Origin of the sequence: Actinoplanes sp. NPDC049548 (assembly GCF_040676695.1) — a bacterium.
In the GTDB taxonomy this organism is placed as follows: Bacteria; Actinomycetota; Actinomycetes; order Mycobacteriales; family Micromonosporaceae; genus Actinoplanes.
In genome coordinates this window covers 546,567-559,090 of record NZ_JBFAPM010000003.1, presented here as the reverse complement: position 1 = coordinate 559,090, position 12,524 = coordinate 546,567, and the positions used below count along the sequence as shown (strand labels likewise).

At 72.6% G+C, this 12,524-nt stretch carries 12 protein-coding genes; 8 read left to right on the top strand and 4 right to left on the bottom strand.

All coding sequences use genetic code 11. From position 1 onward, the window contains the following. Window positions 1-165: 165 nt before the first annotated feature. Window positions 166-1,374, bottom strand: coding sequence for an FxsB family cyclophane-forming radical SAM/SPASM peptide maturase (locus AB0J80_RS09845; protein ID WP_364702588.1), 1,209 nt, complete (start codon window positions 1,372-1,374; stop codon window positions 166-168). 238 nt (window positions 1,375-1,612) lie between these two features. On the opposite strand from AB0J80_RS09845, the gene AB0J80_RS09840 reads away from it, so the two are divergent. Further along, window positions 1,613-2,074, top strand: a complete 462-nt coding sequence (locus AB0J80_RS09840; protein WP_364702585.1) for a hypothetical protein — start codon at window positions 1,613-1,615, stop codon at window positions 2,072-2,074. A gap of 8 nt (window positions 2,075-2,082) precedes the next feature. Here AB0J80_RS09840 and AB0J80_RS09835 read toward each other — a convergent pair whose 3' ends face one another. Together AB0J80_RS09835 and AB0J80_RS09830 are read right to left on the bottom strand one after the other, a co-directional pair. After that, window positions 2,083-4,452, bottom strand: a complete 2,370-nt coding sequence (locus AB0J80_RS09835; RefSeq protein ID WP_364702582.1) for a glycoside hydrolase family 3 C-terminal domain-containing protein — start codon at window positions 4,450-4,452, stop codon at window positions 2,083-2,085. A gap of 67 nt (window positions 4,453-4,519) precedes the next feature. Further along, on the bottom strand, window positions 4,520-5,281 hold the full coding sequence (locus tag AB0J80_RS09830; RefSeq protein WP_364702580.1) for an SDR family oxidoreductase: 762 nt from the start codon (window positions 5,279-5,281) through the stop codon (window positions 4,520-4,522). A 23-nt stretch (window positions 5,282-5,304) separates the two neighbouring features. Between AB0J80_RS09830 and AB0J80_RS09825 the strand changes: the two genes are divergently transcribed. The 7 genes from AB0J80_RS09825 to era all read left to right on the top strand — a co-directional run bounded on the left by AB0J80_RS09825 (window position 5,305) and on the right by era (window position 11,644). Continuing rightward, window positions 5,305-6,690 carry a serine hydrolase domain-containing protein gene (locus AB0J80_RS09825; RefSeq protein WP_364702577.1) on the top strand — a complete coding sequence of 462 codons (1,386 nt, stop codon included), beginning with the start codon at window positions 5,305-5,307 and terminating at the stop codon, window positions 6,688-6,690. 148 nt (window positions 6,691-6,838) lie between these two features. After that, complete coding sequence (locus AB0J80_RS09820; RefSeq protein WP_364702574.1) at window positions 6,839-7,900, top strand: PhoH family protein; 1,062 nt, start codon at window positions 6,839-6,841, stop codon at window positions 7,898-7,900. A gap of 70 nt (window positions 7,901-7,970) precedes the next feature. After that, window positions 7,971-8,441, top strand: coding sequence for an rRNA maturation RNase YbeY (ybeY, locus tag AB0J80_RS09815; protein WP_364702571.1), 471 nt, complete (start codon window positions 7,971-7,973; stop codon window positions 8,439-8,441). Window positions 8,442-8,446: 5 nt separating this feature from the next. Then, complete coding sequence (locus tag AB0J80_RS09810) at window positions 8,447-9,817, top strand: hemolysin family protein (RefSeq protein ID WP_364702568.1); 1,371 nt, start codon at window positions 8,447-8,449, stop codon at window positions 9,815-9,817. Continuing rightward, complete coding sequence (locus tag AB0J80_RS09805) at window positions 9,810-10,181, top strand: cytidine deaminase (protein WP_364702566.1); 372 nt, start codon at window positions 9,810-9,812, stop codon at window positions 10,179-10,181. Before AB0J80_RS09810 ends, AB0J80_RS09805 begins: the two co-directional genes overlap by 8 nt. A gap of 111 nt (window positions 10,182-10,292) precedes the next feature. Beyond that, a complete protein-coding gene (locus AB0J80_RS09800; protein WP_364702563.1) occupies window positions 10,293-10,523 on the top strand; it encodes a hypothetical protein in 231 nt (76 codons plus the stop codon). A gap of 200 nt (window positions 10,524-10,723) precedes the next feature. After that, on the top strand, window positions 10,724-11,644 hold the full coding sequence (era, locus tag AB0J80_RS09795) for a GTPase Era (protein ID WP_364702637.1): 921 nt from the start codon (window positions 10,724-10,726) through the stop codon (window positions 11,642-11,644). Window positions 11,645-11,649: 5 nt separating this feature from the next. Here era and AB0J80_RS09790 read toward each other — a convergent pair whose 3' ends face one another. Beyond that, window positions 11,650-12,432: a DUF4097 family beta strand repeat-containing protein gene (locus tag AB0J80_RS09790; RefSeq protein ID WP_364702560.1), complete on the bottom strand. Its 783-nt coding sequence runs from the start codon at window positions 12,430-12,432 to the stop codon at window positions 11,650-11,652. Window positions 12,433-12,524: the final 92 nt, after the last annotated feature.

Below are 12,524 nucleotides of genomic sequence, written 5' to 3'. Positions count from 1 at the left end.
AAGCCATCCGCTGCCTCAAACGCTACGTCGCCCGCGAGCTCTACCCACTGCTGCACCAACCCCTCGACAATCCATAGGGGCATCCCCGGTATCCGACCGCCCGGCCCACTTGCGAGACGAAACCTGGACTCCGTCTCGGCGTCGCCATGATCGGCAGGACACGCCCTAGGCCTGAAGGCGGCGGAGGTCCGTGGCCACCCGGCTGCTGACGTGGCGGATCAGGCGGCCCAGGTCCGCGCAGTAGACCGACGGGTTGAGGTATCCGGCACCGGCCCGGTAGCGGTGCGCGTAGTGGCCGCCGCCGCAGACGGTGTGCATCGGGCAGGCCCGGCACGCCGGTGAGAGGGCCTCGACGCCGATCTGTCGCGCCACGACACCGGGATGGTCGAGGGCCGCGTCGAAGGGGTCGTCGAAGACGGTCAGTCCGGTGAAGCACGCGCCCGGGTAGCTGGACTTCAGGCTGTCGACCAGCTCGATCGACCCGTCCGACTCGACGACCACGGCCGCGACGGGGCTCAGCCCCACCTGTTCCGAACGGCTGGACCCGCCGAGCACCAGGGCGATGACGTCCTCGAAGAGCCGGATCCCGGTCTCCTGCCGGGGCGCGTCGTACCAGCGGTCGAACACGGCGATGAGCCAGTCGGCGTGCGGCGTGCCGCTGCCCGCCGGGTCGCGTTCCGGCGGCGTGGACCAGTTGGCGTGCGGGATGAGCAGGTCCACCTGCGGAGGGCCGTACGCGAGAAGTGCCCCATAGGTGGCGAGCGGATCGGTCGACGGGTCCACTGTGCAGAGCAGCCCCGCGAAGACCTCCCGGTACGCCGGGCTGCCCAGCAGTCGCAGCGCCCGGTCCACCGCGGCGTGGCTGCCCCGCCCGTCGGCGTGCCGGCGACGGCGGTCGTTGTCGCCCGCCGTGCCGTCCAGGCTGACCCCCACCCGGACGCCCTGTCGCCGGAAGAGGTCGAGCAGCGCCGTGTCGAGCAGCACGGCGTTCGTCTGGACCTGGATGTCGAGCCGGCAGTCGCCGGTGAAGCGCGCCCGGAAGTCGCCCACGAGCGCGGTCAACCGGTCCAGGCCGGCCAGCAGTGGTTCACCGCCGTGGAGGACGAGCCGTATCGTGCTCGACCCGTGGGCGGCCGCGTGCTCGGCCATGCGGTCGGCGGCCTTCAGCCACGTCGCCCGTTCCATGACCGGCGGCCGGTCCCGCCAGCTCCGGTCGGCCATCGTGTAGACGTAGCAGTAGTCGCAGGCGAGGTTGCACCTCTGGTGGACCTTGAGGACGACGTCCTGGAAGGGGGCCGGCCGATGTCCTGCCGCCCGTAATGCGGCGACGTCGAGGGCGAGATCCGGCCATCGCGCCGTGCGCGGGACGCCCACGAGGCCCCCTCTCCGTTCGATCGCCGGAACGACTCTAGAAAGGCGGCGGCTCGATGTCACATCCGTCCCGCAGGCCCCTTCAGCCCCGGCGTCTCCGTGGGGGGAGTGTGTAGGCCTATCTTCCACTGTCGACTCATACGTTCGGCCGAGTTCGAGTCTTGATCGTTGTCCTGGTTCGTTACGCGGAGGAAACTTCGTCCTCGCGTTGATCCCTCCCCCTCGACGCCTAGGACGTGACATGACACAGCCCCGTCATCCAGCCGTCGTGCCCGCCCGGAAGCGAAGTCCGCTGCCCTGGGTGCTGCTCGCCGTCTTCCTCGTCGCCCTCGGCGTCGTCCTCGTGCCCAAGCTGGTGAGCTCGGGCGAGAACGACGATCCCGCGCCGGTCGCCGCCTCACAGGCCGACCCGCTGCTCACCGCGGTCGACAAGTGCGACCCGGTCAAGGAGGGCCTGCGGCTCTCCGACAAGAACCGGAAGCTGACCGTCAACGGCTCGGGGAAGAAGTTCCCCGTCGGCCTCAGCGAGAACGCCATGACGTGCGTTCTCGACACGCTCGGGGTGCCGGGCGCCCTCAGCTCGCGGATGTACTCCACCGTTCCCGCGGACGGGCAGCTCGAGGGCGAGTGGCCCGGCTACACCGTCGTGTGGACCAACGACCCGGACAAGGGCCTCGACCTGACGGTCACCCGCACCAGCTGACCCGCGGGTCACACCTCGACCGAGGCGGACAGGCGTGGGTCGTCGAGGGCGTGCGCGGCGGTCACCGCGTACGCCCCCGGCACCGTGCGCCATTCGGCGTTCCAGACCTGCCAGGTGCGCTCGGGCAGCGGGACGCGGACGGTCACCGACTCGCCCGGCTCCGCCTCGACCGGGGTGAAGCCGGCCAGCCAGCGTGCCGGGCGTTCCGGGTCCGCGGGGCCGGCGCCGATCGGGCCCGCGTACACCTGCACGACCTCGCGACCCGCGCGGGTGCCCGTGTTCGTCAGCGTCACGACCGCCTCGGTGGGTGACGCCGTCAGGCTCTCGTAACGCCAGGTCGTGTAGCCGAGCCCGTGTCCGAACGCGTACCGCGGCGGGGTGCCGGCGCGGTCCCAGGCCCGGTAGCCGATGAAGAGGCCCTCGGCGTACTCGACGGTGCCGTCGCGGGGCTCCACCCGCAGGACCGGGCAGTCCTCCTCGCGGCGCGGCCAGGTGGTCGGCAGCCGCCCGCCCGGCTCCTCCGCGCCCAGCAGCACGTCCGCCAGCGCGGCGCCGGCCTCCTGCCCCGGGAACCAGGTCAGCAGTACCGCGGCCACGTCGTCGGCCCACGGCAGCAGCACCGGCGAGCCCGCGTTGACCACCACCACCGTCCGGGGGTTGGCCTCGGCGACCCGGGCCACCAGCTCGTCCTGCCGGCCGGGCAGGGCGAGCGACGTGCGGTCGAAGCCTTCGGACTCGACCTGTTCGGTGGTTCCGACCACCACGACCGCGACGTCCGAACCGGCCGCCAGCGCGACCGCCTCGGCCAGCATCCCGTCGGGAGACACACCGGGTGGCTGGTGACCCAGGGTCGCGGAGACCGTGTGCGCCATCCCCGGCTGGATCGTCTGCCGCAGCGTCACCTCCACGGGTACGCCCGCAGCCAGCGACACGGTCGTCCGCTGCTCCCGGGGTGACAGCAGCAGGTCGGCGCGGCCGGTGCCGGGCGGGTGCAGGGTGCCCGAGTAGCGCCGCTCGCCGGCGACCGCGAGGTCGAAGGTGCCGAAGCCGGAGACCGCGAAAGTGTGCTCGCCGTCCTGTGCCGGCGTGAACGTCGTGCGCAGCTCGAGGCCGGTGACGTCCGCCGGGGCGACCCCGCCGGGCAGGTCGCCGATCCACCGGACCGCGGCGGCCGGGACCTCGAAGGCGTGGTCCGCGCCGAGCAGGGTCACCGAGGTCGGCCCGGCGAGCGCCGGCAGGAACGGCCGCGGGTCGGCGCCCACGGCGTGCACGACCTCCGCCCCGGGCAGCGCGCGCCTCAGCCCTTCCAGCGGGGAGATCACGTGCGGCGGGGTCACCTGGGCGCTGCCGCCGCCGAGCACGCGGGCGTCGGTGGCCAGCGCGCCGATGACCGCGACGCGGGTCAGGGCGGCCGGGCGCAGCGGCAGCACGTCGTGCTCGTTGCGGGCGAGGACGAACGAGCGGGCCGCGACGGTGTGCGCCACGGCGTCCCCGTCCAGGGCGGCCGGGAACGAGCCGACCGCCGGGGGTACGCCGTCCAGCAGCCCGACGCGTCCGGCCAGGCGGAGCACCCGGCGTACCTTGTCATCGATCAGCTCCTGCGGCACCTGGCCGGAGCGGACCGCCGCGACCAGCCGGGGTCCCCAGGGGTTCTCCAGGGCCGGCATGGCGATGTCGAGGCCGCCGAGCGCGGCGCCGACCGTGTCCCGCGCGGCCCGCCAGTCGGAGACCACGATGCCGTCGAAGCCCCACTCGTCCTTGAGGACCTCCGACTGCAGCGGCCCGTTCGACGCCATCGGCAGGCCGTTCACGCTGTTGTAGGCGCTCATCACGCCCCACCCGCCGGCCGCGACGACCCGCTCGAACGGCGCCAGGTACAGCTCGCGCAGCGCCCGGTCGCCGATCCGCACGTCGACGGTCATCCGGTCGGTCTCGAAGTCGTTGCCCACCAGATGCTTCACCGTGGTGCCCACGCCGTGCTCCTGGACGCCGGTCACGAAGCCGGCGCCGATCTCGCCGGAGAGCAGCGGGTCCTCGGAGTAGCACTCGAAGTGCCGGCCGCCCAGCGGTGTGCGCTGCAGGTTCACCGTCGGGCCCAGCAGCAGGTGCACGCCCTTGCGCCGGGACTCCTGCCCGAGCAGCCGCCCGGCTGTGCGGGCCAGCCCGGGATCCCAGGTGGCGGCCAACGCGGTCGGGCTGGGCAGGGCGATGGACGGGTCCTCCGGCGCCCAGCCGGTGCCGCGTACGCCGATCGGTCCGTCGCTCATGACCAGCGAGCGCAGGCCGATCCGGGGGATCGCGGGCAGTGACCAGAAGTCCTGACCGCCGAGGAGCGACACCTTCTCCTCGAGGGTGAGCTGGTCGATCAGGTGGTCCATGGAAGCGCTCCCATCGCGTCGGCCGGTGACGGCCTTCAGTCCGTTCCTGGGTGGTTGGACAGGGATCTTACGTGCGCAGGTACGAGGCGCCGTTCAGGTCGATGATCGAACCCGACGCCCACTCCGCCTCCGCCGAGGCCAGCCAGTGCACGGCGCTCGCGATCTCCTCCGGCCGCGCCACCCGGCTGAACGGGCTCTGCGCCCGGATCTCCGCGCCGCGCTCGGCCTTCAGATGCTCGTTCGTCATGTCCGTCTCGACGAAGCCGGGCGCCACACAGGCCACCGCGATCCCGTACGGAGCCAGCGCCACCGCCAGCGACTGGGCCATCGAGTTGAGCGCGGCCTTGCTGGCGCCGTACGCCGGCTGCTCGGGCTCACCGCGGAACGCGCCCCGCGACGACACGTTGACGATCCGGCCCCCGCGCTCGCGCATGTGCTGCGCCGCCGCCCAGGCCGCGTTCGCCGCCCCGAACAGGTTCACGTCGAACGTGCGGCGCCACATCGCCTGCCATTCGTCGTAGTCCGTACCGAAGACCGGATGCGGCGGATCCGCCCGGCCGAACGCACCCGCGTTGTTGACCAGCACGTCCAGGCCACCGAGCCGCGCCGCGGCGTCGTCCACCATGGCGCGTACGGCCGCCGGATCGGCCAGATCCGCCTGCACCACGACGTGGCCCTCGCCCGGCAGCGCGGCCGCGAGCTGCTCGGCCAGCGGCGCGGAGTCGCGGTGATGAACAGCCACCCGGTCGCCGCCGGCCGCGAACCGCCGGGCGATGGCCCGGCCGATGCCGCGGGAGGAACCGGTCACAAGGATCGCCCGACCTGTCATACCGCCACCCTAAGATCTCCGCTGTGGAGCCCCAGACGAACGTGCGCCGGCGCCTCGAGCGAGCAGTCCGCAAGGCCCAGGCCGACGGGCGCGTGCCGGCGCTCTCGGTCGCCCTGCACCGGCCCGACCGCGAGCCCTGGACCTGCACGGTCGGGTCCTCCGGCAACCCGGACCATCCGCTCGGCGCCGGCAGCCGCTTCCGCATCGGCTCGGTCACCAAGACCTTCACCGCGGTCCTGGTGATGCAGGCCCGCGACGACGGCCTGCTCGACCTCGACGACCCGGTCTCGGCCCACCTCGACGTGCCCGCGCACGGCACGGCGACGATCGGCCGCCTGCTCTCGCACACCGCCGGCTACCAGCGCGAGCCGCACGGCGACGTCTGGGACGTGCTCCTCGCCCCCGACGACCGGCAGCTGCTCGACGACCTGGCCCGCGCCGAACAGGTCCTGCCCAGCGGCCGCCGCTACCACTACTCCAATCTCGGCCTGGCCGTGCTCGGCCAGCTGGTGGCCCGCCTCCGCGGCGGCACCTGGGCCGCCGTGCTGCAGGAGAGGATTCTGGGCCCGCTCGGCCTCACCGGCACCACCGTCGAGCCCACCCCCGACGCCGTGGTCGGCTACCTCGTCGACGCCTACTCCGACGCCGCGCGCCCCGAGCCGCAGCTGCACATGGGCGGCGTCGCTCCGGCCGCGCAGCTCTGGAGCACGGCCGCCGACATGGCCCGCTGGGCCGCGTTCCTCGCGAGCCCCGAGATCATCGACCCCGGTGCGCTGGTGCTCGCCCCCGACACCCTCGACGAGATGCGCTGGCCGCGGACGACCACCGACGACCGCCTGTGGAGCGGCGGCTTCGGCCTCGGACTGATCCTGGTCCCGCAGGGCGGCCGGGTCCTGCACGTCGGCCACGACGGGGCCATGCCGGGCTTCCTGGCCGGCGTCTACGGCCGCCGCGGCGGTGAGGGCAACCCGGGCGCCCTGGGCGCGGCCGTCCTGGGTTCCTCCGGCACGGCTCTCGAGATCAACGAACTGGTGCACGAGCTGCTGGCCATCGCGGTCGAGACCGACCCGGCCGACATCCGCCCCTGGTCGCCGGGGCCGCCCGCGCCGCCGCAGTACAGGTCCGTGCTCGGGCCGTGGTGGAGCGAGGGCTTCCCGCACGTCTTCAGCTGGCACGACGGCGCGCTGCAGGCCCGGGCCGCGGACGCACCCGCCGACCGGCCGCCGTCGATCTTCCGCCCGGTGCCCGACGAGGCCGACACGTTCCGTACGGTGTCGGGCTGGGAGGCGGGGGAGCTGCTCCGGCTGACCCGTGATGCGCAAGGGACCGTGGTGCGGATGCACTGGGCCACCTACCGGTTCACGCGGCAGCAGGAGACGTTCGACGGGGTGCCGGTGTCCGAGGGCTGACCGCTCGCGGGCCGGCTGCCGGAAACGGCGGATAATGCCCTCGGCGGGTCCGCTCGCGAGCGGATACGATGGCACGATCCTTAGGCGCGCCGCCGCAACGGCGGGGACGAGAAAGAGAGCAGGTGGCGTAGGCCGTACGGCCGCCCCTATGACCGGCACCGAACAGAGCAGCGCCGCCGCTCAGGCGCAGACCAGGATCTCGGTCTCCGACCCGAAGATCATGGTCAACCTGCTCGGCCCCAAGGACGAGATCCTGAGGCTGGTCGAGCGCACCCTGACGAGCGACGTGCACGTCCGCGGCAACGAGATCACCATCACCGGCATCCCGGCCGACAACGCCACCGCCGAGCGGCTGTTCTCCGAGCTCATCGAGCTCATCGAGAAGGGCGAGACGCTCAGCGTCGACGCCGTCCGCCGCACCGTCGCCATGCTCGAGGAGAACACCGCCGAGCGCCCGGCCGACGTCCTCACCCTCAACATCCTCTCGCGTCGCGGGCGCACCATCCGCCCCAAGACCCTGGGCCAGAAGCGGTATGTCGACGCCATCGACGAGAACACCATCGTGTTCGGCATCGGCCCCGCCGGCACCGGCAAGACGTACCTCGCGATGGCCAAGGCCGTGCAGGCGCTGCAGGCCAAGCAGATCAACCGGATCATCCTCACCCGTCCGGCGGTCGAGGCCGGCGAGCGCCTGGGCTTCCTCCCCGGCACCCTCAACGAGAAGATCGACCCCTACCTGCGGCCGCTGTACGACGCCCTGCACGACATGCTCGACCCGGAGACGATCCCGCGCCTCATGCAGGCGGGCACGATCGAAGTAGCCCCACTAGCCTATATGCGCGGTAGGACTTTGAACGACGCGTTCATCATTCTCGACGAGGCGCAGAACACGACTCCCGAGCAGATGAAGATGTTCCTCACCCGGCTCGGGTTCGGCGCCAAGATCGTGGTGACCGGCGACGTCACCCAGGTCGACCTGCCCGGCGGCACGACCAGCGGCCTGCGGGTGGTCCGGGAGATCCTGCAGGGGGTCGAGGACGTGCACTTCGCCGAGCTGTCCAGCTCGGACGTGGTCCGGCACCGGCTCGTCGCGGAGATCGTCGACGCGTACGCCCGTTACGACGCCGAACAGGAACAGCAGACCAGTCAGCAGTCCGTGCGGGCGGTGCAGCAGCAACGCGCCGCCGGTGGCGGACGCCGGCGCCGCTGAGCCGCACCTCAGCGATGCCCGCCGGGCCCGGCGGCATCGAACCAGACCGAGACCAGGGGTAACGCACCACATGTCCATCGAGATCGCCAACGAGTCGGGAGTCGAGGTCGACACCGACGCGATTCTCGCGGTGGCCCGGCACGCGCTCGAGGAGATGGGGGTCAACCCGCTCGCCGAGCTGTCGATCCTGCTCGTCGACATCGACTACATGACCGAGCTGAACCATCGCTGGATGGGCAGCGACGGTCCCACCGACGTCCTCGCCTTCCCCATGGACGAGGGCAGCGTCGACCACGGGCCCGGCGAGGCCGGCACCGGCGAGCCGGCGCTGCTCGGCGACATCGTGCTCGCTCCCGAGGTGGCCGCCAAGCAAGCCGTCACCGCGGGGCACACGGCCGCCGACGAGCTGCACCTGCTGACCGTCCACGGCGTGCTGCACCTGCTGGGCTACGACCACGCCGAGCCCGATGAGGAGCGTGAGATGTTCGCCCTGCAGGCCCGGCTGCTGCAGAGCTGGCGTTCCGGGCGGCGGACCGGCTGAGCCCGATGGACCCGTCCCTGGTTCTGGCCGCCGACGCCACCGCCGGTCTGCCCGACGTCCAGCTGATCATCTATGCGGTCGTGCTGGTCTTCCTGGCCGGCCTGGCCTCGATGACCGACGCCGCCCTCGCGACCGTCTCCCCGGCCCGCGCCGCCGAGATGGAGCGCGAGGGGCAGCGCGGTGCCGCCGCCCTGGCCGCCGTCGCCGGCGACGTGGTGCGGCATCTCAACCTGCTGCTGCTCCTGCGGCTGCTCTGCGAGCTGACCGCGACCACGCTGGTCGCGCTCGTCGCGGTGGACAGCTGGGGGGTCGGCTGGCGGGCCGCCCTGGTCACCGCCGGGGCGATGACGCTGGTCAGCTTCGTCGTGGTCGGGGTCGGCCCGCGTACGGTCGGCCGGCAGCACGCGTACGCGGTGGGCAAGGCGACCGCGCCGCTCGTGCGCTGGATCGGCCGGGTGCTGAACCCGCTGGCCTCGCTGCTGATCCTCATCGGCAACGCGGTGACCCCCGGCAAGGGGTTCCCCGAGGGGCCGTTCGGCAGCCAGGTCGAGCTGCGCGAGCTCGTCGACCTGGCCGAGCAGCGCGGTGTCGTCGAGCACGGCGAGCGCGAGATGATCCACTCGGTGTTCGCGCTGGGCGACACCATCGCCCGCGAGGTGATGGTGCCGCGCACCGAGATGGTGTGGATCGAGGCGCCGAAGACCCTGCAGCAGGCGCTGTTCCTCTTCCTGCGGTCCGGTTTCTCGCGGATCCCGGTCATCGGGGAGAGCGTCGACGACGTGCTCGGCGTGCTCTACCTCAAGGACGTGGTGCGCCGCACCCAGAACGGCGACCCGGCCGCGTCCGCGATGCCGGTGGCCGAGCTGATGCGCCCGGCGACGTTCGTGCCCGAGTCGAAACCGGTCGACGACCTGCTCTCCGAGATGCAGGCGGCCCGGACCCACCTGGTGATCGTCGTCGACGAGTACGGCGGCACGGCCGGCCTGGTCACCATCGAGGACATCCTCGAGGAGATCGTCGGCGAGATCACCGACGAGTACGACGTGGAGCGCCCGCCGGTGGACCACCTCGACGACGGCGCGGTCCGGGTCACGGCCCGGCTCCCGATCGAGGACCTCGGCGAGATCTTCGGCGTCGAGCTGCCCGCCGACGAGGTCGAGACGGTCGGCGGCCTGCTGGCCCAGACGCTCGGCCGGGTGCCCATCCCCGGCGCGACCGTGGACGTGGGCGGCCTGCACCTCATCGCCGAGGGCACCACCGGCCGCCGCAACCGCATCGACTCGGTGCTGGTGCGCCGGGTCGAGCCCCCGTCGGAGGAGTCCGGCGACGACGAGAACGCCCCCGAGACCGAGGAAAGACAGCACGCCGATGCCTGACCAGACCATCCCCACCGGCCCCGCCGACACCGAGCTCAGCGCGGAGGACGCGAAACTGGTCACCCTCGCCCGCGGCGCCCGCGCCCGGGTGGGCGCCACCGAGGGAGCATCGGTACGCGACCAGGACGGCCGCACCTACGCGGCCGCCACGGTCTCCCTGCCGAGCCTCAAAGTGACGGCCCTGCAACTCGCGGTGGCATCGGCGGTGGCCGCGGGCGCGACGAAGCTCGAGGCCGCGGCGGTGGCCACGCAGTCGGCCACCCTCGACGAGGCGGGCCACGCGGCGGTCCGCGACCTGGCGGCCGACGCCCCGATCCACGTGGCGGCCCCGGACGGCACGCTGCTGGGCACGGTGACGGAGTGACGGACCCTGCCGGCGACGGCGAGCGCAGGCTGACCCCAGGCGAACGCAACGAACAACGCCGCCAGGAACGCCGAGCAGCCCGCCGCGCAACCGAGACCGGCACCGGCCGCCGTGGCACTGCCGGCAGCCGGGGTGGAGCTAGCGGCGCGGGTGTCGACGGCGGTCGCGGTGCTGCTGGCGGCGCGGGTGTCGGCGGCGGTCGCGGTGCTGCTAGCGGCGGTCGTGGCGCTGGCGGCGGTCGGGGTGGCACGGGTGTCGACGGCGGTCGCGACGGTCGGGGTGGCGCTGGTGGCGGTCGCGGTGATGCGGCTGGTGACGGCGGCCGGAGCGGCGCGGGCGTGAGCGGGGCGGGTGCCGCCGGAAGCAAGGGCTCGGGCGGGAGCGGCGCGGAGCGCCGCGGGGGAGCGGGCGGCGCGAAGCGACGCGGTAGCGACAAACCCCGGACCGAGGGAACCCGTCGTGGCGGCAGCGCACCGTCAGACCCCCTGAGCCATACGCCCCACGCAAACGGTGGTAGCGAGAGCGCGCGTAATCATCAAAAGCTGCACACCCACAAGGCGGGCCGGCGGGAAAAGGCCGATGACCCCACCTACCGCGCCGGTTTTGCCTGTTTCGTCGGACGGCCGAACGCCGGCAAATCCACCCTGACCAACGCGATCATCGGCCAGAAGATCGCCATCACGTCGAACAAGCCGCAGACCACCCGGCACGTCATCCGCGGCGTCCTGCACCGGCCGAACGCCCAGCTCGTCCTGGTCGACACGCCCGGCCTGCACCGGCCTCGCACGCTGCTCGGGGAGCGCCTCAACGATCTCGTGCGCGAGACGTGGAGCGAGGTCGACGTGATCGGCGTGTGCTTCCCGGCCGATGAGCCCGTCGGGGCCGGGGACCGGTTCATCTCCACCGAGATCGCCGAGCTCAAGGCGACCGTCATCGCCGTGGTGACCAAGGTGGACCTGGTGCCGCCGGCGGTGCTCGCGGAGCGGCTGCTCGCGGTCAGCCAGCTGTACGACTTCGCTGACATCGTGCCGGTCAGCGCCGTGTCCGGGCACCAGGTCGAGACGCTCGTCGATGTGATCGTCGGCCGGCTGCCCGAGTCGCCGCCGCTGTACCCGGACGATGTGCTGACCGAGGAGCCCGAGCAGGTCCTGATCGGGGAGCTGATCCGGGAGGCCGCGCTCGAAGGGGTGCGCGACGAGCTGCCGCACTCGATCGCCGTGCTGGTCGAGGAGATGCTCGTCGAGGGGCGGCTCACCAAGATCTACGCGAACGTGTACGTGGAGCGCGACAGCCAGAAGTCGATCGTGATCGGTACGCGCGGCGCCCGGCTCAAGGACGTCGGCACCCGGGCGCGCGCGGAGATCGAGGCGCTGCTGGGCCGCAAGGTCTATCTGGACCTGCACGTCCGGGTGGCGAAGGAGTGGCAGCGGGACCCGAAGCAGCTGCGGCGCCTGGGCTTCTGACCGCGTCAGCGGCTGACGATGGAGACGTTGCCGCTGCTGGTACGCACGTCGAGCACATTCGTCGCCCTCGGGTCCGAGGGGATGTCGGACTCGAAGTCGCCGGAGCGCACCTGCTGCGCGATGCGGTACGACCCGGGCGGCACGGTCAGGTCCACGTTGCCGCTGGACGCCCGGGCCGTCACCGAGGCGGGCTGCAGCAGCTGCAGGTCGATGTTGCCCGAGGTCGCCTGCGCGGTCACCGCGCCGCCGCCAGTCAGTTCCGTGCCCTCGATGTTGCCGTTGGTGGCCGTCAGCGTCGCCCGACCGGTGAGCCCGCGCGCCACGATGTTGCCCGAGCGGGCGCCGGCCTTGACCTCGCCGGAGATCTGCTCCAGGACGATCTCGCCCGAGGTCACCGACACGTCGGCGGAACCCACCTTGGTGAGGTTCAGGCCGCCCGAGGTCAGGTTGCCGCGGACGGCGACGCCGGTGGGCGCCTCGATCTCGTACGAGACCCGGCAGCCGGCGCCGCAGCTGGTGTCGACGGCGAGGCTGGTGCCGGTGAGCCGGTAGGACGCCCCGGGGTCGGAGCCGTCGCTGCGCACGATCCGCCGGATGTGCGTCTCGGCGATCGGCGCGGTCCGCACCGAGATCTCTCCGCTGGCGCCGGACACCACGATCTCGGTGACCTTCACCTTCTCGGTGTCGTCGTAGGTCAGCTTCGCGCCGCCCAGGCCCTGGTCACAACCGGTGAGGACGGTCGCCGCGGCGGCGGCGACCAGGGTCAGTGCGGTCAGTCTCGCGGTCATGGGGCAAACGCTATGAGCCCGGGTACGCCCGGCGCCATCGGTCCCTCCACCCACCCGCCCCCGAGAAGACCCTGAGATCCGGGTCAGGGTCT

Excerpts from the sequence above, each read along its gene's own strand:
- ybeY (WP_364702571.1), top strand. The coding sequence starts at position 7,971 with ATGTCCATCGAGATCGCCAACGAGTCGGGAGTCGAGGTCGACACCGAC.
- AB0J80_RS09840 (WP_364702585.1), top strand. The coding sequence starts at position 1,613 with ATGACACAGCCCCGTCATCCAGCCGTCGTGCCCGCCCGGAAGCGAAGT.
- AB0J80_RS09790 (WP_364702560.1), bottom strand. The coding sequence starts at position 12,432 with ATGACCGCGAGACTGACCGCACTGACCCTGGTCGCCGCCGCCGCGGCG.
- AB0J80_RS09810 (WP_364702568.1), top strand. The coding sequence starts at position 8,447 with ATGGACCCGTCCCTGGTTCTGGCCGCCGACGCCACCGCCGGTCTGCCC.
- AB0J80_RS09805 (WP_364702566.1), top strand. The coding sequence starts at position 9,810 with ATGCCTGACCAGACCATCCCCACCGGCCCCGCCGACACCGAGCTCAGC.
- AB0J80_RS09830 (WP_364702580.1), bottom strand. The coding sequence starts at position 5,281 with ATGACAGGTCGGGCGATCCTTGTGACCGGTTCCTCCCGCGGCATCGGC.
- AB0J80_RS09820 (WP_364702574.1), top strand. The coding sequence starts at position 6,839 with ATGACCGGCACCGAACAGAGCAGCGCCGCCGCTCAGGCGCAGACCAGG.
- AB0J80_RS09835 (WP_364702582.1), bottom strand. The coding sequence starts at position 4,452 with ATGGACCACCTGATCGACCAGCTCACCCTCGAGGAGAAGGTGTCGCTC.